The following is a 20,901-nucleotide window of genomic DNA, read 5'->3' on the forward strand; positions in this document are numbered from 1 at the left end:
TCGTCTACTAATGCAAGCTTGCGTGTAGCCGTACTGCGGATGTGAGCGCACAATGTCGCCGGACAGCAGCTTTCAGTCGTCGATGCCGCGCGCGGCGAGCGCGTCACCCATCGCGTCGGCCGTGCGCAACGCGCGCACCACCACCGGGGTGACGAGCGCCGTAGCCGACCAGGAAACACCACGGGCACGCCGCGCCTCGGCGACGTCGTGCACGATGCCCGCGAGCAGCGGAACGCACCGGATCGCCAGCGCCAGAAGCAGACTCACCCGTTCGGGGTCGACGCCGATCCGCCGCAGCGGGCCGAGGGCACGGGTGAGGGCGTCGAGCATGGCGGTGACGCGGGTGGTCACCGTCACCAGGGCGGCCAGTGCCACCGAGACGAGCAGAATGCCGCACACGACGAAGGCTCGGGCGGGGGTTGTGGTGAGCACCTGGAAGACGCCGATGATGACCGTCATCCAGAGGACGGGCCGGATCTGGGCCACGGCGACGCGCAGGGACACCCGGGCCAGCGCGAACAGCAGTGCCACGAGCACCGCGATACCGACGACGGCGAGAGGCGTGCGGGCGAAGACCGTCATCGCGACGATCGCGACGACGAGCAGCACGAGTTTGGGACCGGCAGGCAGCCGGTGCACCACCGAGTCTCCGGGCGCGTACAGGCCGATCATTCGACCAGGCGCCGATAGGCGTCGACCGCGGCGGCCGGGGTGCCGTCGAAGGCGACCGACCCGTCGTCCAGCACCACCACCCGATCGAAACCGTCGAGCAGTGCGAGTTGATGGGTCACCACGATCACCTGCTGATCGAGAGAGTTCAGGGCGTCCGACACCAGGCGGGCATTGCGCAGATCGAGCAGGGTGGTCGGTTCGTCGGCGACGATCACCTCGGGTTCACGGATCAGCGCCGAGCCGAGCGCGAGCAGTTGCTTCTGCCCGCCGGAGAGCAGGTGCGACGGGTGATCGGCGTGCCCGGCCAGACCGAAGCGGTCGAGCATCTCCCCCACCCGCCGGGCGATCTCCGCGCGGCTGTGCCCGCTGCGCCGCAGCGAGAACGCCAGGTCTTCACCGACCGTCGGCATCACGATCTGCGTATCGGGGTCGGTGAAGACGAACCCGACCTTGCGCCGCACCTCGGCACCGCGCCGGGCGGCGTCGATCCCGTCGACGGTGACCGTACCCGTGGTGGGTTTCAGCAGTCCGTTGAGCATGCGGGCCAGGGTCGACTTGCCCGACCCGTTGGCACCGATGAAACCGACGCGGCGTTCGGTGATGCGTAAGTCGATGTCGCGCAACACGATCCGGTCGCCGAAGCGGTGCCCGACCGAGTCGACGACGATCTCACTCACGCCGACCCTCCCCGCGCCGACGACTCACGCACGGATCAGGCCCGGGTACGCGCGATGCACACCCTTGGCGACCACGGTGGCGATCACCACCTTGGCGAGGTCGCCGGGGATGAAGGCGAAGTTGGTCGACACCGCTTTCCACAGCCCCAGATCCGTGCGCACCAGCAGGCCCGCCGTGCCGAACAGATAGATGACGACGATGCCGCCGAGCGCGTTCACCAGCAGGCCGAGCGCGAGGGGGTACTTCGGCAGGATGCGCGCGGTGAGCCAGCCGATGAGCAGGGTCGCCGGGATCCAGCCGATCAGGTATCCGGCGGTCGGCGAAGCCAACGCGGTCAAACCGGTGCGCCCGCCCGAGAGCAGCGGCAGACCGATCAGGGTGAGCGCGATGAACACCGCCACCGCGGCCGTGCCCTTGCGGGCGCCGAGGACGGCGCCGGTGAGGATCACACCGAGCGTCTGCAGGGTGATCGGTACGCCGCTGAATCCGACCGTGATCGCGCCGGGCAGGCCGAGAGCGGCGATCAGTGCGGCGAACACCGCGATCTGCGCCAGGTCGCGGGCGGCGAAGCGGTCGGCGCGCGTGGAGGTGTTCTGTGGGTCGGACACTGTTCGGACTTCCTTTGCACAAGCAATTGAACGACGTTCAAAATAGCAGTCGAGCTGGGCAGGGGTTCGAGCCGAGGGCACACCTGCCGCGGCGCGGCAGGTACGAGCCGCCCTGGGTTCGACCGAAGGGTCAGAAGGGCCGCTTCGAGCGGATCACCGCCGCGAGGTACTCGTAATCGTCGGCCCGCGCCGAGGAGGCCCGGTAGGCGAGACCGATGGTTCGCCCCGGCGCGGGCGCCGCGAACCGGGCCGTCTCGAGGGTGCCGCGCGCGGTTTCGGCGGGAACCGCCATCTCCGGAATGAGCGTCACCCCGAGCCCACCCGCCACACACTGCACGATCGTGGTCAGCGACGCGGCGCGGGTGTCGCCGACCGACCCCGGATGCACCTCGCCGGTCCGGCACAGCTCGAGCGTCTGATCGCGCAGGCAATGGCCCTCGTCGAGCAGCAACAGCGGGAGGTCGGCCAGCACCGGCGCGGCCAGGTCGGTGCGCCCGGCCAGGTCGTGCCCGCGCGGCGTCACGAGCACGAATTCTTCTGAGTAGAGCGGGATTTCGACCAGACCGGGGGCCTCGCTCGGCAGGGCGAGCACCGCGACGTCGAGCACACCGGTGCGCAACCCGTCGAGCAGGCGGGCCGTCTGGTCCTCCACGACCTGGGGCACCAGGTTGGGCAGTTTGCGGCGCAACTCGGGCAGCAGTCCCGGCAGCACATACGGCGCGACGGTCGGGATGATGCCCAACCGCAGCACGCCACCGAGGCTGTCGCCGGTCGCCGAGGCGACGAACCGGTCGGCCGCCTCGAGCGTGGCCATCGCCTGCGGCAGCAGCCGCATCCCGGCGGCGGTGACCAGCACCCGGCGCGTGCTGCGCTCGATCAGCTGCAGGCCGAGGCCGTTTTCCAGTGATGCGAGTGCCTGCGATAACGTGGGTTGGCTCACAGCCAAACGCGCTGCGGCAGTGCCGAAATGCCGGTATTCGGCGACGGCGACGAACGCACGCAGCTGCGAGAGGGTTGGCTGATAAGTCTGATCAGTCACGCCTATCAGTGTAGAACGAGCGATCGGCTTTACCTTTCAGTAGGCTTTGGGCAAGATCTTTGCGGGCTCACACGACGAGCACGACCACACCATCAACGAGGAGATGAGCATGGCTCTGCTGACCATTGGCGACCAGTTCCCGGCATACAACCTCAAGGCCGTCATCGGAGGTGACCTGTCGAAGGTCGACGCGCAGCAGCCCGACGATTACTTCACCCAGATCACCAGCGACGACCACGCGGGCAAGTGGCGGGTCGTGTTCTTCTGGCCCAAGGACTTCACCTTCGTCTGCCCCACCGAGATCGCGGCGTTCGGCAAGCTGAACGACGAGTTCGCCGACCGCGACACCCAGGTCCTCGGAGCCTCGGTGGACAACGAGTTCGTGCACTTCCAGTGGCGTGCGCAGCACGAGGATCTCAAGACCCTCCCCTTCCCGATGCTGTCGGACCTCAAGCGTGAACTGGCCACCGCCACCGGCGTTCTCAACGCCGACGGTGTCGCCGACCGCGCCACCTTCATCGTCGACCCGAACAACGAGATCCAGTTCGTCTCGGTGACCGCCGGTTCCGTCGGCCGCAACGTCGACGAGGTGCTGCGCGTGCTCGACGCCCTGCAGTCCGACGAGCTGTGCGCGTGCAACTGGAAGAAGGGCGACCCGACCATCAACGCGGGCGAGTTGCTCTCCGCCAGCGTCTGATCCACCCTTCTCCACCCGATCCCCCTGACAGGAGCGCCTTTTCCATGAGCATCGAGAACCTGAAGAACTCTCTTCCCGAGTACGCCAAGGACCTCAAGCTCAACTTGTCCTCGATTTCGCGCACCACCGTGCTGAACGAACAGCAGCTGTGGGGCACCCTGCTGGCGTCGGCGGCCGCGACCCGCTCGGCCACCACGCTGCGCGAGATCGCCGAGGAAGCCGCCGACGTGCTGTCCGCGCAGGCCTACGAGGCCGCCCTTGGTGCCGCGTCGATCATGGGCATGAACAATGTGTTCTACCGGGGCAAGGCGTTCCTGGACGGCAAGTACGACGATCTGCGCGCGGGTCTGCGGATGAACATCATCGGCAACCCGGGCGTCGAGAAGGCCGATTTCGAACTGTGGTCGTTCGCGGTCTCCTCCATCAACGGCTGCGCGCACTGCCTCGATTCGCACGAGAAGACGCTGCGTGAGGCCGGTGTCTCGCGTGAGGTGATCTTCGAGTCGCTGCGTGCGGCGGCGATCGTGGCCGGTGTCGGCCAGGCCGTCGCCGCCACCGAGGCGCTGGCCGCGGCCGCCGTCTGATCCGCTCGTCGCACGACCCCGATCCGCGTGCCGGGTCGGGGTCGTTCGCGTTCGCGCGCCTGACGCGGCGCGAGAACCGCCCGGACGGCGGTGTTGATCTTGCGCGGTAGGCTCGCGAGCATGAACGCACACGATGTGCCGGAAGCCCCTGACATCCAGGTCGAGGTCGTCCGCGTGTTCACCGATCCGACGGGCAGGCTCGGCAATGCGCTCGGCATCGCCCGCGCGGGCGACGTCGTCGCGCTCGACAAACAGGAACTCGCCGCGCGGCTGGGATTCAGTGAGACGACGGTGGTCGGGGAACCCGTGGACGGTGTCGCCGACGTCCGGATCTACACTCCGGCCGTCGAGCTGCCCTTCGCCGGGCACCCCACCGTGGGCACCGGATGGTGGATGGCCGCGCGCGGCACCCCCGTGCACACCCTGAACGTGCTGGCGGGCCCGGTTCGGGTGACCGAGACCGACGGGCTCACCTGGATCACCGCCCGTGCCGAGTGGGCACCGGATTTCACCTTCCACCAGGCCGGTTCACTCGACGAACTGGCCATGCTCCGCCCCTCGGACTACACCGAGGGCCAGCACTACGTGTGGACGTGGACCGACGAATCGCGCGGTGCCGTGCGCTCCCGGATGTTCGCACCCGCCATGGGCATCGCCGAGGACGAGGCGACCGGCGCGGCCGCCGTCGCGCTCACCGCCAAACTGCGGCGCGGGCTCGTCATCACCCAGGGGCAGGGGTCCCAGCTCTACACCGAGTGGGATTCCGACGGCTGGGTGCGCCTGGGCGGGCGGGTCGTCGAAGACCACGTGGTGGTGCTCTGATTCCGGTCCGCCGCTAACTCCCGAAACGGGGCAACCACGGCGGCCTGCCTGCCCGGGTTCCGCGTCGGCCCGTGCTGTCGATCGCGGCCAGGATGCGCTGTTCCAGATTACGGGGTGGGGGTTGCCGATCGTCGGCGGCCAGTTGGGCCAGCAGCTCGTGCACTCCGCCGACTCTGGCGTCGAACTGGGCGAGGCCGGTGGTGGTCGTGGTGGCCAGCTTGTTCTCGATGTGGTGATGCTCGAGTTCGGCGACGGCGTCGAGGGCGTAGGCGTCGGCGAGGGCGAGGACCGACCCGGGCGGGGTCCAGGGGCGGCGCGCGGCGACGCGGACGAGACGCTGGTGGGCGAGGCGTTCGATGCCCTCGGCCAGCAGACGGGTGACGGCCGGGACGCGCATGCCCAGTTCCCGGGCGATCGAACGGTAGGTGCGGCCACCGTAGTAGGCGAGGACGAAGACTTCGCAGCGGCTGTCGAGCGGGTCGAATCCGAGCCGGGCCGAGGCGGCCAGCCAGGGGATGTCGATGCGGTCGTTGCGGTCCAGGCGCAGGCGCTGGATCGCGAGGCGGTGCACCTGGGCCAGAAGTCGGGTGTGCAGGGTCGGCGCGTACCGGGTGCCGGTCGCGCCGGGTGTGCCGAAGTGGGCCGGGTCGGCGAGGGGGTCGGTGACCTCGAAGGACGCGGCACCGTCGGGGTCACCCGCGAAATCGAGACGCCCGGCGCGATCGAGCAGGCCCGCACCGTCCATCGAATCCACACCGTCGAACACGACCACGTCGCCCACCAGACCTGAGCCGTCCAGTCGGCCCGCGTGGTCTCCGCGACCCGCGTCTTCCGGTCGGCCTGCTCGGCTGTGGGGATCCCTCTCGCTGTCTCGGCGTGCGAAACCGAGCCGTGGGTCGTGCAGAGCCGCGAAGTCGAGGCGACCGGTGTCGTCGAGACGACTCACCCGCTCGTGCGGCCCCGCTATCGACGGCTCATAGCCGAGGCCGCCCGTGTCGCCGAGACGACCTGAACAGCCGTCGCGGCCCTCATGGTCGCTCCCGCCCGAACGAGACGTCCCACCCGAGTGCCCGAGGCCACCCGAACGGTCGAACCCGTTCGAATTGCCCAATCCGCCCGAACGGTCCAGGCCTCCCGCATGATCTCGTCCGGTCGAGTGAGCCCACCGGCCGGCATCGTCGCGACGGTCAGCGTTACCAGGGCGGTCCTCGTGGTCGAAGCCCCCGACGCGACCGGGGTGGCCTCCGAGGTCGGTGCGTGGTTCGTTCGCGACGAATGCCGAACGACCCCACGGCGTGGCGAGGTCATGGCGCGCATCACCGACCGGGGCATGGCCGTTGCCCTCGGTTCGCCACGGACTCGCGGCGATGCGCTGGAATCCTTCGCGGACAACCTCTTCCGCCGATCCCCGCCTGCGCAGGATCCGCAGGGCGAGCCCGTAGGCTGCGGGGCCCGCGTCGCGGTAGAGCGCACGCACCACCTCGCGGTCGGCGGCGGTCGGCCGGATTTCCGGTGGGGGCGTACCGAATCCCCGGTGCCCGGGTGACATGCCTGAAACGCGTTGTCCACTCATAGTCGAATTCCTGTCCGCACAAAGGCGATTCGCAGCCCGGACGGTTGTGGATCGGTATTCACCCGCCGACAGCGGCGATCACCATGAATGCCGTCCCGATGTCCATCACCACATGGGGTACCAAGGCCGAGGTCAGGGGGTGTGCGCCTGCCGGATGGGCGAAGCGGTGCCAGCGCGGCCGGTGACCGACGGTGCCGAGGGCGACGAGCGCGTCGAGCACGAACAGCGCCGCCAGCACCAGCCCGGGCCCGGGTGGGATTCCGGTGTGACCGGATCCGTGCCCGGCCATGACGTAGAGCATCACCGCCGCCGCCACCGTGTGATATCCCAGCGCGAGCACCCCGTCTGCCGTCGGCACCGCCCCGTTGCGCCACTGCACGACCCGCTCGGCCAGCAGCAACGCGAAGGCCACCGTGAGCGCGGTCAGCAAACCGCGCATCGCGTGCGGGTCGGTGGCGGCGGGGAACACCAGCATGGCCAGCATCACCAGGCACATCAGCAGGTGCGCGCCATCAGCCGCCGCGTCGGCCCGGCCCACCCGCTTGCTCAACCGCACGACCACGATCCCGGCCGCCAGCACGAACGCCGACACCACGGCCCACCGCAGAACCGCATAGTCCTCCACGAATTCGGCCACGCCCCACCACCTTCGCACTCGCCCCGCGTCCTCATAGTCGCATCGCCCACCCCGGCCGTGTGCCGTTTTCCCGCGTCGCATCCGCCCCGGGCACAATGGGCAGATGCACGACACCACCCGGGCCGAGCAGCTCACCCTCGCCGTCGACGACCTCACCGGCGATCAGATCACCGCCCTGCTCACCGAGCACCACACCGAAATGGCGGGCAACTCCCCCGCGTGCAGCATGCACGCCCTCGACCTGACCGGGTTGCGCGATCCGGCGGTCACGGTGTGGAGCGCGTGGTCGGGGCCGGTGCTTGTCGGCTGCGGTGCCTTGAAGGAACTGGATCCGGAGCACGGCGAGATCAAGTCCATGCGGACCGCCGCCGGATTCACCGGTCGCGGTGTCGCCGCCGCGGTGCTCGCCCACCTGATCGAGGAGGCCGAGCGGCGCGGATACCGGCGCCTGAGCTTGGAGACCGGAGCGAGCGAGTTCTTCGCCCCGGCCCGGCGCCTGTATCTGCGGCACGGCTTCGTCGAATGCGAACCGTTCGCCGACTACACCCTCGACCCGTACAGCCAGTTCTTCACCCTCGAACTGGCCGTCACCGGATCCTGAACACCGGGCCTCTCGGGGTGAAGGGAAGGGACGCGCCCGCGGGGATCAGGAAGGCGTGTTCGCCGCGGATGCGTAACGGGTCGCAGTCGCCGTCGGTGATGACGAGAATCGGGCCGTCGGCCGGAAAGTCGTCGGCACGTTCGAGGAGCCGGATGGCGGGTTGCAGCACGGTGCCGCCCCGGCCGCGCACGCGCGTTCCGGCGGCGATCTCTTCCACCGCGACGTATCCCGCGTCGTAGGGTGCGGCGTCGCAGTAGACGACACGGGCGCGTGGCACGTCCCTGGCCAGCGCGTACGAGGCGATGGCGCCGAGACCCTTGCCGAGCAGGGTGACGTTCATCGACAGCGAGGTATCGAGCACCACACCGAAGGTCGGCAGGCGCACGCTCTCCTCCGGCCGCACCCAGGCCGGGCGCGGGATGTCGGGGCTGGCTGCCTGTCTGCGGGAGGCGCGGGCGTAGCTGCGGCGTTTGTCGACGGTGGGTATGTGCTCGTCGAACCATTGGGCCAGCCGCGCGTCCCAGGGCAGCGGCGGCTGATCGAGGGCCCGAATGGCCTGCTCCAACGCGGCCGGCACATGTCCGCGACCGCTGCCGGTGTGGTAGGCCAGTCCGGTGACCAGCGCGTTGCGGTAGTACTCGTCGAGGTCGACGTAGCGGCCCGCGCTGCCGGGATGCGCCAGGGGTTCGCCGAGTACATCGCCGCGTCCGCGACCGCGCAGGGTGGCGAGCTTGCGTAACCGGCGCAGATCGCCGGCTATGCGGTCGTAGATCTCCTCGGCCGAACACCCTTTCAGTTCCGGGTCGTAGAGCAGTCCTTCGGGCATCTGCCCGACATTCATCTCCACCAGCCAGCCGTTGACGACGTAATCGCAGGCGACATTGAACAGGTAGTGGTCGCGCCAGTCCGCCCGTTCGCCGTGGCGCAGGGCCGCGTGCAGCATTTCGTGCGCGAGCACGAACCGCCACTCCTCCTCACTCAGCCCGGCATAGGGATTCACATAGATCTCGGCGGCGTCGGCGTTCACCGCGGCGATCGAGATATCCGCGGCCCGAACGACTTCCACATCGGCGACCACGGTCATCCCGGCGGCGAGCGCACCGAGCAACGGGAACGACGAGACGAACCAGCCGAGGGCCGCGTCCCACTGTGTGCGTGGCCGCTTGCCGTCGGGTGTGTGGTCGCCACCGGCCGTGGCCAGGGCGGCACGGGCGGCGTCGGACACCCCCGCCGCGAACCGGGCGGGCGCGTCGACGCGGGCCGCCGTCTCGGCGTCGGTGAGCAGGAAGTCGGGAGGTCCCGTGCGCGCGAACGCGTCCGGCACCGCGGTGTCGTGCCAGCGCGCCGCGGCGGCGTGCTCGTCGGCCAAGGCGGGCGGCACGGGATCGGGCGGGGTGCCGATCTTCATCGTCGCCAGATAGGTGTCGACAGCGGCGCAGCACGCGGCGCGGTACACCGGATGCGGTGCGCGCACCCGGGCGGAGAACCACGCGTCGTCGCTGGTCAACCCGATGATGTTGGTAGGCACGGTATTACGCGGATCGAGGTGCCCGAATCCGGCGTGCAGCAGGCAATGCGCGAAGGTCCACGCCCACTCCTGCGCCGTGGCACGCCGATTCGGGTGATACTCGAGACGGCCGCCCGCCAGCCGTGCCCACATCTCGTGCGGTGTGCGCTTGTCGAGCTGGTAGAGCTCACCGGCCAGCGGACGCAACGCCGGATGGGCGCGTACGATCGCCCACCCGTCCAGCACGGCCTGGTACCACGGATCGACCCGGCGCGTCTTGCGTGCACCCATGCTCAGCGCCGCGCGGCCAGTCGCGGCAGATCACGCGACACCTCGATGAGGAACCACGACGGCAGCACCGGCACGCCCTCGGCATCGGCGGCGATCACCAACTGCGCGCATTCCACGGAGATCTCGGCCAGCTCCACCAGCAGCGACTTGGCACGCAGTACGAAGCGGCGCACCGAGGCGGAGGCGTGGTCGCGGTCGCCGGGCAGTTCCTTCACGAGGCGGGCCCGCATCGTCTCGGCCAGGAAGTACAGCAGGTCGCGGTCGGCCGGATCGCGCGGCCAGGCGGCTTCGCCCTTGAAGACGGCGTCGAGGTCGAAGGCGTGGCGCACGGTCTTGACGAAGGCGCGGAAGCCGGAGGCGTGGCCGAGGGTGAGGGTGCCGGTGGCCAGCACATTCAGCGTGGTGTCGTCGATGTCGTCGCCGCAGGAGTACAGCGCGTCGGAGAGCATGTGCCACCCACGCGGGGTGGAGAAGGGCGCCTCGGTTTTGGGCGGTGCCGACCACAGATGGTCGGGGCGCTGGGTGAGGTAGCGGACCACCCACGGATGGATGTCGTTGACGGCGGCCCATGTCAGCCAGTCGTCCACATCGGCGCGCAGATGCAGGTGCACCATGCGGTTGACCAGCGCCGAGGCCATCGGGCGGGCCAGCGCGTTGTCGGTGGCCCGGTTGCCCGCCCCGATCACCACCGACCCCTCGGGCAATTCGTAGGTGCCGATGCGCCGATCCAGGATCAGGGAGTAGAACGACTTCTGCACCTCCGGCGAGGCGGCGTTGAGTTCGTCGAGGAACAGGCAGTAGGGCTGGGCGCGGGCGATCAGTTCCGGCGGCGCGAACCGGCTACGGCCGTCCACGATCTGGGGCACTCCGATGAGATCCTCGGGGGCGAGCTGGGTGCCGAGCAGGGTGACACACTCGAGGCCGAGCGAGTCGGCGAAGGTGCGCACCAGCGAACTCTTCCCGATTCCCGGTGCGCCCCAGAGGAATACGGGACGCACCACGGCGACATGTAGCAGTAGCTCCGGTAGCTGGTCCGGTGTCACCGTGACGGAAGCCTGCAACGTGGTTCCCTCCCCTGCCTTCGTCGGAGCAGGAGAGTATCGGGCGGATCCCCCGGCCCGCCAGCGAGTTTCGCCGACGGACCGGTGCGCGCATCAGCCGAGGGCGCGCGAAAACCCTTCGGCGAGTTCGGCCACCTGGGCGTCGGTCATCACGAAGGACGGGGAGATCTGCATAGCGCCCGCTCCGGCAGCACGGCCCGAGATCCCCTGGGCACGAAGGGCTTTCACCAATCCAGGACCTTCGGAGGGGTCGGTCAGCTGGACGGCCGCGACCGCACCGAGACCGCTGCGGACCTCCGCCACGCGCGGGTGATCGGCCAACGGGGCAAGGGCGGTGTGCAGGGTGGTCTCGAGCCGGGCCGCTTCCTCGAGCAGACCCTCACGTTCGACGATGGCGAGGTTGGCCAGCGCCGCCGCGGCCGCACCGGCGTGCCCGCCGTAGGTGTAACCGTGCCGGAACCACACACCGCCGGCGTAGAACGGCTCGGCCAGGTGCGGGGCGATGAACACCGCACCCATCGGCAGATAACCGGAGGTGAGGCCCTTGGCGGTGGTCATCAGATCGGGTCGCAGATCGAAGCGGGTGGAGGCGAACCAGGAGCCGCCGATCCGCCCGAAGCCGGTGACCACCTCGTCGGCGACGAACAGGATGTCGTGGTCGCGGCAGATCTGGCGCACCTCGGCCAGGTATCCCTCGGGCGGCAGATACACCCCACCGGCACCGATGATCGGCTCGCAGAAGAACGCCGCGATCCGTTCGGCGCCGACGTCCTCGATGAGCGCGAGCAACGCCTTGGCGTCGTTCCATTCGACAGTGCGGGTGTCCTCGACCAGGACGCCGTAGCCCTCCTTGTTCGGGGTGAGGCCGCCGAGCGAGGTGGAGGCGTAGTGCATGCCGTGGTAGGCCAGGCGCCGCCCGACCAGGATCTTCTTGTCGGCGCGGCCCTGTTCGTGCCAGTAGCGCCGCGCCAGTTTCGCGGCGGTCTCCACCGAGTCCGAACCACCGGAGGTGAAGAAGATCTTGCTGCCGGGCACAGGCGCGATGGCCGACAGTTTCTCGGCGAGCTCCTGGGTGGCGGGCTCGGTGAGGTCACCGAAGTTGGAGTAGTGGGCGATGGTGCGCAACTGCTCGGCGACCGCGTCGGCGATCTCCCCGCGACCGTGTCCCACATTGGCGAACCACAGACCCGCGGTGGCGTCGAGGTACCGGTTGCCCTCGGTGTCGTAGACGTAGGCGCCGTCACCTCGAGCGACAACGAACGCACCGTCACGAGTGACGGCACCCATATCGGCGAATCCATGCCAGAGCGCATTCATGGCTCCACACTTACACCGGCTCGCCCTCGCGCGCTCGTCGGGCCCTCCACCACGCGGGCATATCCCCCAGCGACGCCATGGCAACCGCGAGCACCGCGAACACGATGCTCAACACGATCAGGCCGAGCGTCATCGACAGGTAGCCCTGGTGACGCGGGTCGATGAACGGGTACGGGTACCAGTCGACGATCGGGCCGCGGATCAGCGTGTAGGCCCCGTAGAGCAGCGGGAAGATCAGCCACTTCCCGACCAGCTCCGGCGTCGCCGCCGGCCGTCGCGCCATGGCCACCAGCAGCCAGTCCGCGACGAGGACGAGCGGCAGGTACCGGTGCATGATGTCGTTGATCCACTTGTCGGTGAGCATCACGTCGATATCGGCCAGCAGGACCGCGTACACCACCATCGTGATGAGCATGTACAGCGTCACCGCGCCGCGCACCACCTGCCAGCCGGGTCCTTGCGGCGCGAGCAGGCCACCGACGAGCAGGACGAGCACGGCCAGGACGTTGGACTCGATGGTGAAGTAACTGAAGTAGTTCGCGATAGAGAACGCCGGCGAGTCCAGATTGCGCAGGGGGATCCACAGCAGGGCGACGAGACCGAGCACTCCGAAGCCGATCCGGTATGCCCTGATCCACCACGCCGTGCGCGTCGAGCCGCTCAGCTGGAACTTTTGGCGGCTGGCGCCGCGGGTCTCGGCGCTAAACCCCGCCTCTTCCCTCCCTCCGGGCACTCCTTCGTCGCACCCTCCGGTCAGTCCAGAGGCGGAGACGCGCCGAGACCGGTGTTTGGTCATGCCGCATCTTCGCATGAGATGTCGGTGATCCGGGTGTAGCACGCCGACGACGATGGGCGCGCCGGGAAAACCGGTGGCGTGCTTCGCTAGGCTGGTAGGCGCAATGACCAGGACAGCTAGCACCGGAACCCGCGCGCTGCGCACCCGCCTGGCGGAGGTCTCGCTGCGCGACGAACATCGGCTCCGGCGCAAACTGGACCGGGCGCGCCCCGACGACCTGCCCGCGCTGGACGCCGAGATCGCCACCGCCGAGACCCGCGTGGCGAATCGCCGCGCGGCGGTTCCGTCGATCACCTACCCCGAACAGCTGCCGGTCTCGGCGCGTCGCGACGACATCGCCGCCGCCATCGCCGTCAATCAGGTCGTCATCGTCGCCGGTGAGACCGGCTCGGGCAAGACCACCCAGATCCCCAAGATCTGCCTGGAACTCGGTCGCGGCATCCGTGGCACCATCGGGCACACCCAGCCGCGCAGGCTGGCCGCGCGCACGGTCGCCGAACGTATCGCCGAGGAGCTGGGCACCGAACTCGGCGACGTGGTCGGGTACACGGTGCGCTTCACCGATCAGGCCTCGGATCGCACGCTGGTCAAGCTCATGACCGACGGCATCCTGCTCGCCGAGATCCAGCGCGACCGGTTGCTGCGCCGCTACGACACGATCATCATCGACGAGGCACACGAGCGCAGCCTCAATATCGACTTCCTGCTCGGCTACCTCAAGCAGTTGCTGCCGAAGCGTCCCGATCTCAAGGTGATCATCACCTCGGCGACCATCGATCCCGAACTGTTCGCCCGCCATTTCGCCGCCGCCGACGGCACCCCGGCCCCGATCGTCGAGGTGTCGGGCCGATCCTATCCGGTCGAACTTCGTTATCGCCCCCTGTCTTTGGAGCTGCCGGGCACCGACGACGAGGACGACACCCGCGTCGTCGACCGCGATCCCACCGATGCCATCGGCGACGCGGTCACCGAACTGTTCGCCGAGGGCGACGGTGACGTGCTGGTGTTCCTGTCCGGTGAACGCGAGATCCGCGACACCGCCGATTCGCTGCGCGACCTCAGACTGCCGCGGACCGAGATCGTTCCCCTGTACGCGCGTCTGTCGGCGGCCGAACAGCACAAGGTGTTCGCCCCGCACACCGGTCGACGGGTGGTGCTCGCTACGAACGTGGCCGAGACGTCGCTGACCGTGCCGGGCATCCGGTACGTCATCGACCCGGGGACGGCGCGTATCTCCCGCTACTCGATGCGGACCAAGGTGCAGCGGCTGCCGATCGAACCGGTGTCGCAGGCTTCGGCGCGGCAGCGTTCGGGTCGATGTGGTCGTGTCGCCGACGGCATCTGCATCCGCCTGTACTCCGAGGACGATTTCGAGTCGCGGCCCGCGTTCACCGAACCGGAGATCCTGCGCACCAATCTGGCGGCGGTCATCCTGCAGATGACCGCGCTCGGCCTCGGCGATATCGAGAGCTTCCCGTTCGTGGAGGCCCCCGACCGGCGTGCGATCCGCGACGGCATCGCGCTGCTCGAGGAACTCGGCGCACTCGCCCACGGCAGCTCCAAAGCTGTCGGTAGCGAGGAACAATCGGGCGGGCATCTCACGCTGACCCCGGTCGGCCGGGAGATGGCACAGTTGCCGGTCGATCCGCGGATGGCCCGCATGCTGGTGGAGGCCAACCGCAACGGCTGCCTCGACGAGGTGCTCGTGATCGTCGCGGCACTGTCGATCCAGGACGTGCGGGAACGGCCCGTGGAGCATCAGCAGGCCGCCGACACCCAGCATGCCCGCTTCACCGTCGAGGGTTCGGACTTCCTGGCCTACCTGCGCCTGTGGGACTACCTGACCGAGCAGCGCAAGTCGTTGTCGTCCAACCAGTTCCGCCGCATGTGCCGCGAGGAGTTCCTGCACTACCTGCGCATCCGGGAATGGCAGGACCTGCACGGTCAATTGCGGACGATCACGCGTGGGCTCGGGTGGGACAGCACGGGCCACCTGCCGTCGGGGGACGGTGACCGAGGTGCCGACGGTAGCCAGGGTCGTCGTGGACGTGGCAGACCGCAACGCGCCCAGTCGGATTCGGCTGTCGCCGGAGCGGTCCCGGCGACCGCCGACAGCCGCAGCGCTGGGGCAGGCTCGACGGCGACCGGGTCCGATCGCCGAGGCGCGAGCTCGGCGTCGACCGATGCGGATCGCCTGGGCGCAGCACCCGTCAGGGCTGATGCCGACCGCAGCGGAACGAGTTCCGGGCCGGGCGAATCACGGCGGGGCGGGCGTAGGGCGCGTGGTCGCGGTGAGCAAACCGACGATGTGCGGCGATCGAATCGGTCCGGCGCGAAAGATGCTGGAGCGTCGACGGATTCGGCGGCGGCCGAGGCGGAGGCCGCGATGCCGTGGCCGAGTGCGCAGATCCATCAGTCGTTGCTGGCGGGCATGCTCTCGCATCTCGGTGTGCGGGAAGCGGAGTCGCGGGAGTTCCTCGGTGCCCGCAATGCCAAGTTCATGATCTTCCCCGGCTCGTCGCTGGCCAAGAAGCCGCCGCGCTGGGTGATGGCGGCCGAACTGGTGGAGACCTCACGGCTGTGGGGGCGCATCGCGGCGCGGATCGAACCGGAGTGGGCCGAGCGGCTCGCCGGTGACCTGGTGAAACGCACCTATTCGGAACCGCATTGGTCGGCCAGGCGTGGTGCGGCTCGCGCCTACGAGCGGGCCACACTCTACGGTGTGCCGCTGGTGACCGGCCGCCCTGTCGACTACGGCCGCATCGACCCGGAACTGTCGCGCGAACTGTTCATCCGCCATGCCCTCGTGCAGGGTGAATGGCAGACCCGGCACGGGTTCTTCGCCCGCAACCGAGCGCTCGTCGACGATGTCGCCGACCTCGAGCACCGGGCGCGCCGACGCGACATCCTCGTCGACGACGAGGTGTTGTTCGAGTTCTACGACCAGCGCATCCCCGCCGACATCGTGTCGGTACGCCACTTCGACTCCTGGTGGCGCAAGACCGAACGCAAAGACCCAGGGCTGCTGGACTTCTCGACCGACACCGTGGTCAACGCCGGTGCCGCCGCCCTCGACCCCACCGATTTCCCCGATGCCTGGCGTCAGGGGGAACTCTCCTTCCCGCTGACCTATCAATTCGAGCCGGGCAAGGACGACGACGGTGTCACCGTCCGCATCCCCGTCGAGCAGCTCGCGCACGTGCGCGCGGTGGGCTTCGATTGGCTGGTTCCCGGCATGCGGGAGGAACTCGCGTCCGCCTTCATCAAGACGCTGCCGAAGGCATTGCGCCGCGCGGTGGTTCCCGCGCCCGACTTCGCGTCGGCGGCCCTGCGTGGGCTCACGCCGCGCGCGGAACCGTTGCGGATCGGGTTGGCGCGGGAGCTGTCACGGCTCGGATCGGTGACCATCAGCGCCGACGACCTCTCCCCCGCCGCCCTGCCGGACCACCTGCGAATGACCTTCGCCGCCGTCGATCGGAGTGGGCAGGTGCTCGCCAAGAGCAAGAACCTCGCGCAGCTGAAAACCCAGCTGGCCGAACAGGTTTCGGCGTCGGTGGCACGTGCCACCGCCGGTGCCGAACGCGCGCCTGCCACGGTGTGGACGTCCGAGTCGCTCGGCTCCGTCGCGCCCACCGTGCGACGCGAGGTGGCCGGGCAGACCGTCACCGGCTACCCCGCCTTGGTTCCCGAGGGCGAAGGCGTCGCCGTGCGCGTGCTGAGTTCACCCGCCGAACAGGCCGCCGCCATGCGCGCGGGGGTACGTACCCTGCTGCTCGCCGCCGTCCCGACATCCACCCGTGCCGTCACCGCCGGGCTGTCGGCCGCCGACCGGCTGGCTTTGAGCCAGAACCCCGACGGGTCCCTGGACAAGCTCGTGGACGACTGCCGGGTCGCCGCGGCCGACGAACTCATCGCCCGCGCCGGTGGTCCGGTGCGCACACCGGAGGAATTCGACAAGCTCGTCGCCGCCGTTCGCCCGAAACTGGCGGGCACGGTCAGCGAGCTGATCCGGCTGGTGGCGCCGGTGCTGTCGGCCGCGCATCAGGCCCGCGCCGCTCTGGCAGACACCGTCGAGACCGACATCGCCGACGACGTCCGCCACCAACTCGACGACCTGCTGTTCCCCGGTTTCGTCGCCGAATGGGGACGCTCGCGGCTGCGCGAACTGCCCCGCTACCTGCTCGCCGCCGCCCAACGCCTCGAATCGCTGCCCGGTTCGGCGGTGCGCGACCGTCAGGGAATGGTCGAGGTCGACCGGATGCTCGCGGCGTACGACAAACTCGTGCGCGGCCTTCCCGACAACCGCCGCAACGCCCGTGATGTCACCGAGATCTGGTGGATGATCGAGGAATTACGGGTCAGCCTGTTCGCGCAGAAGCTGGGGACGCCGTACCCGGTGTCGACCAAACGCATCGAGAAGGCGATCGCCTCGATCCGGCGGTGATCGCCGACGCGGGTTCAGTCGGCGGACGTGGCGGCCGCGCGGGCGGCGCGCATCTCGGTGATCTCGCGTTCGAAATCGTCTGCGCTGGTGAAGGATCGGTACACCGAGGCGAAGCGCAGGTAGGCCACTTCGTCGAGATCGCGCAGGGGGCCGAGGATGGCGAGGCCCACCTCGTGGCTGGGAACTTCCGGAGATCCCTTGGCGCGCACCGCGTCCTCGACCTGCTGGGCCAGCAGATTCAGGGCGTCGTCGTCCACCTCGCGGCCCTGGCAGGCGCGTCGCACGCCGACGATCACCTTCTCGCGGCTGAACGGTTCGGTGACGCCGCTGCGCTTGACCACCGACAGCACCGCGGTCTCGACGGTGGTGAACCGGCGCCCGCACGACGGGCAGGAACGTCGGCGGCGAATCGCCGTGCCCTCCTCGACTTCCCGCGAGTCGACGACACGCGAGTCGGGGTGACGGCAATACGGGCAATGCATCCGAGGGGTTCCTTCGTCGGTGCGCAGTTCAGTTCGCTACTCCATGACTCTTGACAGGATACCGCTCAGGTATGGGTCACCTGCCACTGCGTGGTCAGGTCCGCGATCACGTCCGGCAGCCGGGCGATCAACCGGCCCCGGTCGAGCTTGCCGGGAAACGGCTCGCGGTACACGGCCACGGCCCGCGCGGGGTCGGTGGCCAGGTCGAGGTGGCGGGGCACGAGGTCGGCGGCGAGGTAGGACCAGCGGTCCTCACGGTCGGCCCAGTTGAACGCGGGCAGCGGCATCCGCAGGCCGAGCCCGCTGCCCGGAATCGGCGAGCGCACGGTGGCGGGTGCGAACACACCGGGTGCCCGGGCGCCCGCCAGGGCGGGTTTGCCCGCGACCGTGGTGACGTAGGTGAGCACCCGGCCCAGCCCACCGCGCCCGGCGGCGGTGGCGTCCCACTGCTCGGGGACGATGTGGTTCTGTTCGCGGTCGGCCATGGTCACCAGTGCCTCGGCGAGGCCGGTGCCGTTGTCGATTCCGGCCCAGGCCGCGCGCATGGCGTCGTCGAGCAGGCCCGCCGTTCGCATCTCGTCGATCGCCGCCATCCCGTCGGCGAGGTAGGCCTCGTGCATCGGCACCAGATCCGTGAAGATGTGGCGCTGCATGATGATCAGCCTGGTCTGGTACCACGCCAGATCATCGGCGGTCAGGCGCGGGCCGAGCAGGGCGAGCGCGGCGATATCGGGCGGTACGGCGGCGACCAGTTCCGGTGGGGTGGCGCGCAGCAGGTCGGCGACGGCCGTACCGAGTTCGTGAATCCCCGGCACCGACAGCAGCGCGCCGATATCGCCCACATCGAAGAATCCCGATGCGAACGAGCCGCCCGCGATGCCCGCCAATCCGGCCCAGTAGAAGTCCGGGCGGGCCGCGGCGATGCGGAAGTAGTTCACGTACACGCGGGTGAAGGTGTCCGTGTTGGCCGCCACGCCACGTTCCGGTGCCCAGCCGGCGAGGTCGATGCCCGCGTTGTCGGTGGCGACGACGAGCCAATACTGGTGCAGCAGTGTGGAATACCGGCTCGGCGCGATCCCGTCGGCTCTTGCCTGGTCGAGTGCCGTACGCAGTGGTTCGGCGCTGAGGGGCAGCGCCGGATGGATGCCGCCGGCGAATTCACCGTCGTCGTTGATGGCGGGCAGGTCCAGATAGGCCGTGTAGGCGGGTTCGGCTCGGACCAGGGGCGCGGGCGCCACGGCCAGCAGCACACCCAGGAGCAGAACGATCCAATAGCTGCGCACGTGACCTCGCATCCGTGCCCCGACCGGCCCGCCCGGCAGGGACAATCGTCACGGTAGCAACGTGTTCTAGTTTTGGGGTCGCGTTTCGAACAAGCCGACCTGGGGGTGGTCGCCGGGCTGCGAGATTCCGGGCGAGGGCTCGGTCCAGCCACCGAGGCTGCCTGCCCGTAGATGCGCCAGCCCGAGGAGAGTCGCGACCACCAGCGCGGTCACCAACGCGGTGAGCGCCAAGGCCGCCAGGCCCGCCTGCGCCCGACGCACCCGGACCGTCGGGTGGACACCCCGCGCGACCGAGCCATGTAACTCCCCGTAGAGCGTCGCTGCGCGGCGGGGCCCACGAAATCCGGGCCCCCGATCGGATGACCGCACGTCCGCGCGCACCCGGCGGGTCGGCGCGTCGATCGTCGACACCCGAACCGAAGCCTCGCCCGCGCCGTCGCGCGTCACCGATCGCGGGGGCCGCGCGTCCCAGCGCGGCACCGTGGCGAACGCCAGATCGACTTCGGCCACAGTGATGTCGAACGTGCGCGCACCCCTGGCCCGCGGCTCGACACCCGGCGACCCATCAACGCCACGGGAGACGCGCACCGCCCCGGCCACACGTGCGCCGCGGACCGCGACGCGTGGATCGCGCGCCGCATCGCCGCCACGTGCGTCGCCGATCGTCTCGACGGGGGCCGACGGCCGTGGCGGATGCGGGATGAACCGGGCGGGAACCCCCGGCCGCGCGACCGCAGCCCTGGCCGACCCGCGCACGAGCCGGAAAGGACGTGGGGCGCGGGCGGTTCGGCGGCGACGCAGCACCGGTTCGGGGACTTCGGCGGGATCGTGGGAACGCAGGGCGCTGATCGCTGTGCTCATCGGAAGAACCTCCGGGGTGGTGTGCTCCGCTGGATGAAAGGGCAGGTGAGGCGACGATGACCGAACCTGTTCGAACACCTGTGCGACGAACTGATGTTCGATTTCTACCACGCGGCGGCGCGCATGTCAGCACGAAACGCCCGACATGCTCGAACAGATGTTTGATACTTCGGCGTGGCCCGACTAGCGTGAGAGAGGCGAATTCGACCAGCGGAAGGGCGGGACAGGTGACCCACACAGACGACACGGGTGACGAAAGCGCTACCGGCACCGTCACATCGGGATCCGGCGCGGATCTCACCGTGCGTCAGCGCACGGTCCTCGAGGTCATCCGCTCCTCGGTGACCGAACGCGGCTACCCGCCGAGCATCCGCGAGATCGGCGACGCGGTCGGGCTCACCTCCACCTCCTCGGTGGCCCATCAGCTGCGCGCCCTGGAACGCAAGGGCTACCTGCGCCGCGACCCGAACCGGCCGCGCGCGGTGAATGTGCGCGGACTCGACGAAGCGGTGCGCGCGGTCACCACACTGCCCGCCGAACCCGTCGACGACGTGGCCGATCCGAGCCGCCCCACCCCCACCTTCGTCCCCGTCCTCGGCCGGATCGCCGCCGGCGGGCCGATCCTGGCCGAGCAGGCCGTGGAGGAAGTGTTCCCGCTGCCGCGCGAACTCGTCGGCGACGGGTCGCTGTTTTTGCTCAAGGTGGTCGGCCAGTCGATGGTCGATGCCGCGATCTGCGACGGCGACTGGGTGGTGGTTCGTCAGCAGAACGTCGCCGAGGGCGGCGACATCGTCGCGGCCATGATCGACGGCGAGGCGACCGTGAAGACCTTCAAGCGCACCGGCAAAGACGTGTGGCTGATGCCACACAACCCACATTTCGAACCGATCCCAGGAAACGACGCGCAAATCCTGGGGAAAGTCGTCACCGTCATCCGCAAGGTGTGAG

At 69.3% G+C, this 20,901-nt stretch carries 19 protein-coding genes; 6 read left to right on the plus strand and 13 right to left on the minus strand.

Features of this window, described 5'->3' with window-relative positions; translation table 11 throughout:
• Positions 1 to 72 precede the first annotated feature (72 nt).
• The 4 genes from AB0I35_RS06375 to AB0I35_RS06390 form a co-directional block, all read right to left on the minus strand.
• On the minus strand, positions 73 to 672 hold the full coding sequence (locus AB0I35_RS06375; protein WP_357394706.1) for an energy-coupling factor transporter transmembrane protein EcfT: 600 nt from the start codon (positions 670 to 672) through the stop codon (positions 73 to 75).
• Positions 669 to 1,349, minus strand: a complete 681-nt coding sequence (locus tag AB0I35_RS06380) for an ABC transporter ATP-binding protein (RefSeq protein WP_357394709.1) — start codon at positions 1,347 to 1,349, stop codon at positions 669 to 671. Before AB0I35_RS06380 ends, AB0I35_RS06375 begins: the two co-directional genes overlap by 4 nt.
• 24 nt (positions 1,350 to 1,373) lie before the next feature.
• Positions 1,374 to 1,958 carry a biotin transporter BioY gene (locus tag AB0I35_RS06385; protein ID WP_357394712.1) on the minus strand — a complete coding sequence of 195 codons (585 nt, stop codon included), beginning with the start codon at positions 1,956 to 1,958 and terminating at the stop codon, positions 1,374 to 1,376.
• A gap of 130 nt (positions 1,959 to 2,088) precedes the next feature.
• On the minus strand, positions 2,089 to 2,997 hold the full coding sequence (locus tag AB0I35_RS06390) for a hydrogen peroxide-inducible genes activator (protein ID WP_357394713.1): 909 nt from the start codon (positions 2,995 to 2,997) through the stop codon (positions 2,089 to 2,091).
• 109 nt (positions 2,998 to 3,106) lie between these two features.
• Here AB0I35_RS06390 and AB0I35_RS06395 point away from each other — a divergent pair, with 109 nt between their 5' ends.
• From AB0I35_RS06395 to AB0I35_RS06405, 3 genes are all read left to right on the plus strand, one after another.
• Positions 3,107 to 3,694: a peroxiredoxin gene (locus tag AB0I35_RS06395; RefSeq protein WP_067493007.1), complete on the plus strand. Its 588-nt coding sequence runs from the start codon at positions 3,107 to 3,109 to the stop codon at positions 3,692 to 3,694.
• Positions 3,695 to 3,738: 44 nt separating this feature from the next.
• Complete coding sequence (locus AB0I35_RS06400; RefSeq protein ID WP_357394715.1) at positions 3,739 to 4,278, plus strand: carboxymuconolactone decarboxylase family protein; 540 nt, start codon at positions 3,739 to 3,741, stop codon at positions 4,276 to 4,278.
• A 120-nt stretch (positions 4,279 to 4,398) separates the two neighbouring features.
• Complete coding sequence (locus AB0I35_RS06405; RefSeq protein ID WP_357394716.1) at positions 4,399 to 5,100, plus strand: PhzF family phenazine biosynthesis protein; 702 nt, start codon at positions 4,399 to 4,401, stop codon at positions 5,098 to 5,100.
• Between the two features lie 13 nt (positions 5,101 to 5,113).
• Here AB0I35_RS06405 and AB0I35_RS06410 read toward each other — a convergent pair whose 3' ends face one another.
• Positions 5,114 to 6,673 (minus strand): hypothetical protein, encoded by a 1,560-nt coding sequence (locus tag AB0I35_RS06410; protein WP_357394718.1) that lies wholly within the window; start codon positions 6,671 to 6,673, stop codon positions 5,114 to 5,116.
• Between the two features lie 58 nt (positions 6,674 to 6,731).
• Complete coding sequence (locus AB0I35_RS06415; RefSeq protein ID WP_357394719.1) at positions 6,732 to 7,310, minus strand: DUF5134 domain-containing protein; 579 nt, start codon at positions 7,308 to 7,310, stop codon at positions 6,732 to 6,734.
• Positions 7,311 to 7,413: 103 nt separating this feature from the next.
• Here AB0I35_RS06415 and AB0I35_RS06420 point away from each other — a divergent pair, with 103 nt between their 5' ends.
• On the plus strand, positions 7,414 to 7,911 hold the full coding sequence (locus AB0I35_RS06420; protein ID WP_357394721.1) for a GNAT family N-acetyltransferase: 498 nt from the start codon (positions 7,414 to 7,416) through the stop codon (positions 7,909 to 7,911).
• On the opposite strand, the gene AB0I35_RS06425 is transcribed toward AB0I35_RS06420, so the two are convergent.
• From AB0I35_RS06425 to AB0I35_RS06440, 4 genes are all read right to left on the minus strand, one after another.
• The gene (locus AB0I35_RS06425) at positions 7,898 to 9,709 is read right to left on the minus strand and encodes a hypothetical protein (RefSeq protein WP_357394723.1); all 1,812 of its coding nucleotides are present in this window, start codon (positions 9,707 to 9,709) and stop codon (positions 7,898 to 7,900) included. The two genes, AB0I35_RS06420 and AB0I35_RS06425, sit on opposite strands and share 14 nt — an antisense overlap.
• A 2-nt stretch (positions 9,710 to 9,711) precedes the next feature.
• Positions 9,712 to 10,770 (minus strand): MoxR family ATPase, encoded by a 1,059-nt coding sequence (locus AB0I35_RS06430; RefSeq protein ID WP_357394724.1) that lies wholly within the window; start codon positions 10,768 to 10,770, stop codon positions 9,712 to 9,714.
• Between the two features lie 93 nt (positions 10,771 to 10,863).
• Positions 10,864 to 12,087, minus strand: a complete 1,224-nt coding sequence (locus AB0I35_RS06435) for an aminotransferase class III-fold pyridoxal phosphate-dependent enzyme (RefSeq protein WP_067636307.1) — start codon at positions 12,085 to 12,087, stop codon at positions 10,864 to 10,866.
• 10 nt (positions 12,088 to 12,097) lie between these two features.
• Entirely contained in the window at positions 12,098 to 12,751 is a 654-nt protein-coding gene (locus tag AB0I35_RS06440) for a Pr6Pr family membrane protein (RefSeq protein WP_357395016.1), read from the minus strand.
• A gap of 235 nt (positions 12,752 to 12,986) precedes the next feature.
• Here AB0I35_RS06440 and hrpA point away from each other — a divergent pair, with 235 nt between their 5' ends.
• A complete protein-coding gene (hrpA, locus tag AB0I35_RS06445; RefSeq protein WP_357394726.1) occupies positions 12,987 to 17,327 on the plus strand; it encodes an ATP-dependent RNA helicase HrpA in 4,341 nt (1,446 codons plus the stop codon).
• A 14-nt stretch (positions 17,328 to 17,341) separates the two neighbouring features.
• Here the strand turns inward: hrpA and nrdR are convergent, their stop codons facing one another.
• The 3 genes from nrdR to AB0I35_RS06460 all read right to left on the minus strand — a co-directional run bounded on the left by nrdR (position 17,342) and on the right by AB0I35_RS06460 (position 19,953).
• Positions 17,342 to 17,809 (minus strand): transcriptional regulator NrdR, encoded by a 468-nt coding sequence (gene nrdR, locus AB0I35_RS06450; protein ID WP_067980826.1) that lies wholly within the window; start codon positions 17,807 to 17,809, stop codon positions 17,342 to 17,344.
• A 65-nt stretch (positions 17,810 to 17,874) separates the two neighbouring features.
• Positions 17,875 to 19,092: a hypothetical protein gene (locus AB0I35_RS06455; RefSeq protein WP_357394727.1), complete on the minus strand. Its 1,218-nt coding sequence runs from the start codon at positions 19,090 to 19,092 to the stop codon at positions 17,875 to 17,877.
• Positions 19,093 to 19,158: 66 nt separating this feature from the next.
• Positions 19,159 to 19,953: a hypothetical protein gene (locus AB0I35_RS06460; protein WP_357394729.1), complete on the minus strand. Its 795-nt coding sequence runs from the start codon at positions 19,951 to 19,953 to the stop codon at positions 19,159 to 19,161.
• Positions 19,954 to 20,180: 227 nt separating this feature from the next.
• Here AB0I35_RS06460 and lexA point away from each other — a divergent pair, with 227 nt between their 5' ends.
• Positions 20,181 to 20,900: a transcriptional repressor LexA gene (lexA, locus tag AB0I35_RS06465; RefSeq protein WP_181696961.1), complete on the plus strand. Its 720-nt coding sequence runs from the start codon at positions 20,181 to 20,183 to the stop codon at positions 20,898 to 20,900.
• The last annotated feature ends 1 nt before the right edge of the window (position 20,901 follow it).

It is taken from the genome of Nocardia sp. NPDC050378, assembly GCF_040655675.1.
Taxonomy (GTDB): Bacteria; Actinomycetota; Actinomycetes; order Mycobacteriales; family Mycobacteriaceae; genus Nocardia; species Nocardia coubleae.

Coding starts and splice junctions, on each gene's coding strand:
- hrpA (WP_357394726.1), top strand. CDS start 12,987: ATGACCAGGACAGCTAGCACCGGAACCCGCGCGCTGCGCACCCGCCTG.
- AB0I35_RS06395 (WP_067493007.1), top strand. CDS start 3,107: ATGGCTCTGCTGACCATTGGCGACCAGTTCCCGGCATACAACCTCAAG.
- AB0I35_RS06375 (WP_357394706.1), bottom strand. CDS start 672: ATGATCGGCCTGTACGCGCCCGGAGACTCGGTGGTGCACCGGCTGCCT.
- AB0I35_RS06425 (WP_357394723.1), bottom strand. CDS start 9,709: ATGGGTGCACGCAAGACGCGCCGGGTCGATCCGTGGTACCAGGCCGTG.
- AB0I35_RS06420 (WP_357394721.1), top strand. CDS start 7,414: ATGCACGACACCACCCGGGCCGAGCAGCTCACCCTCGCCGTCGACGAC.
- AB0I35_RS06435 (WP_067636307.1), bottom strand. CDS start 12,087: ATGAATGCGCTCTGGCATGGATTCGCCGATATGGGTGCCGTCACTCGT.
- AB0I35_RS06400 (WP_357394715.1), top strand. CDS start 3,739: ATGAGCATCGAGAACCTGAAGAACTCTCTTCCCGAGTACGCCAAGGAC.
- nrdR (WP_067980826.1), bottom strand. CDS start 17,809: ATGCATTGCCCGTATTGCCGTCACCCCGACTCGCGTGTCGTCGACTCG.
- AB0I35_RS06410 (WP_357394718.1), bottom strand. CDS start 6,673: ATGAGTGGACAACGCGTTTCAGGCATGTCACCCGGGCACCGGGGATTC.
- AB0I35_RS06405 (WP_357394716.1), top strand. CDS start 4,399: ATGAACGCACACGATGTGCCGGAAGCCCCTGACATCCAGGTCGAGGTC.
- AB0I35_RS06460 (WP_357394729.1), bottom strand. CDS start 19,953: ATGAGCACAGCGATCAGCGCCCTGCGTTCCCACGATCCCGCCGAAGTC.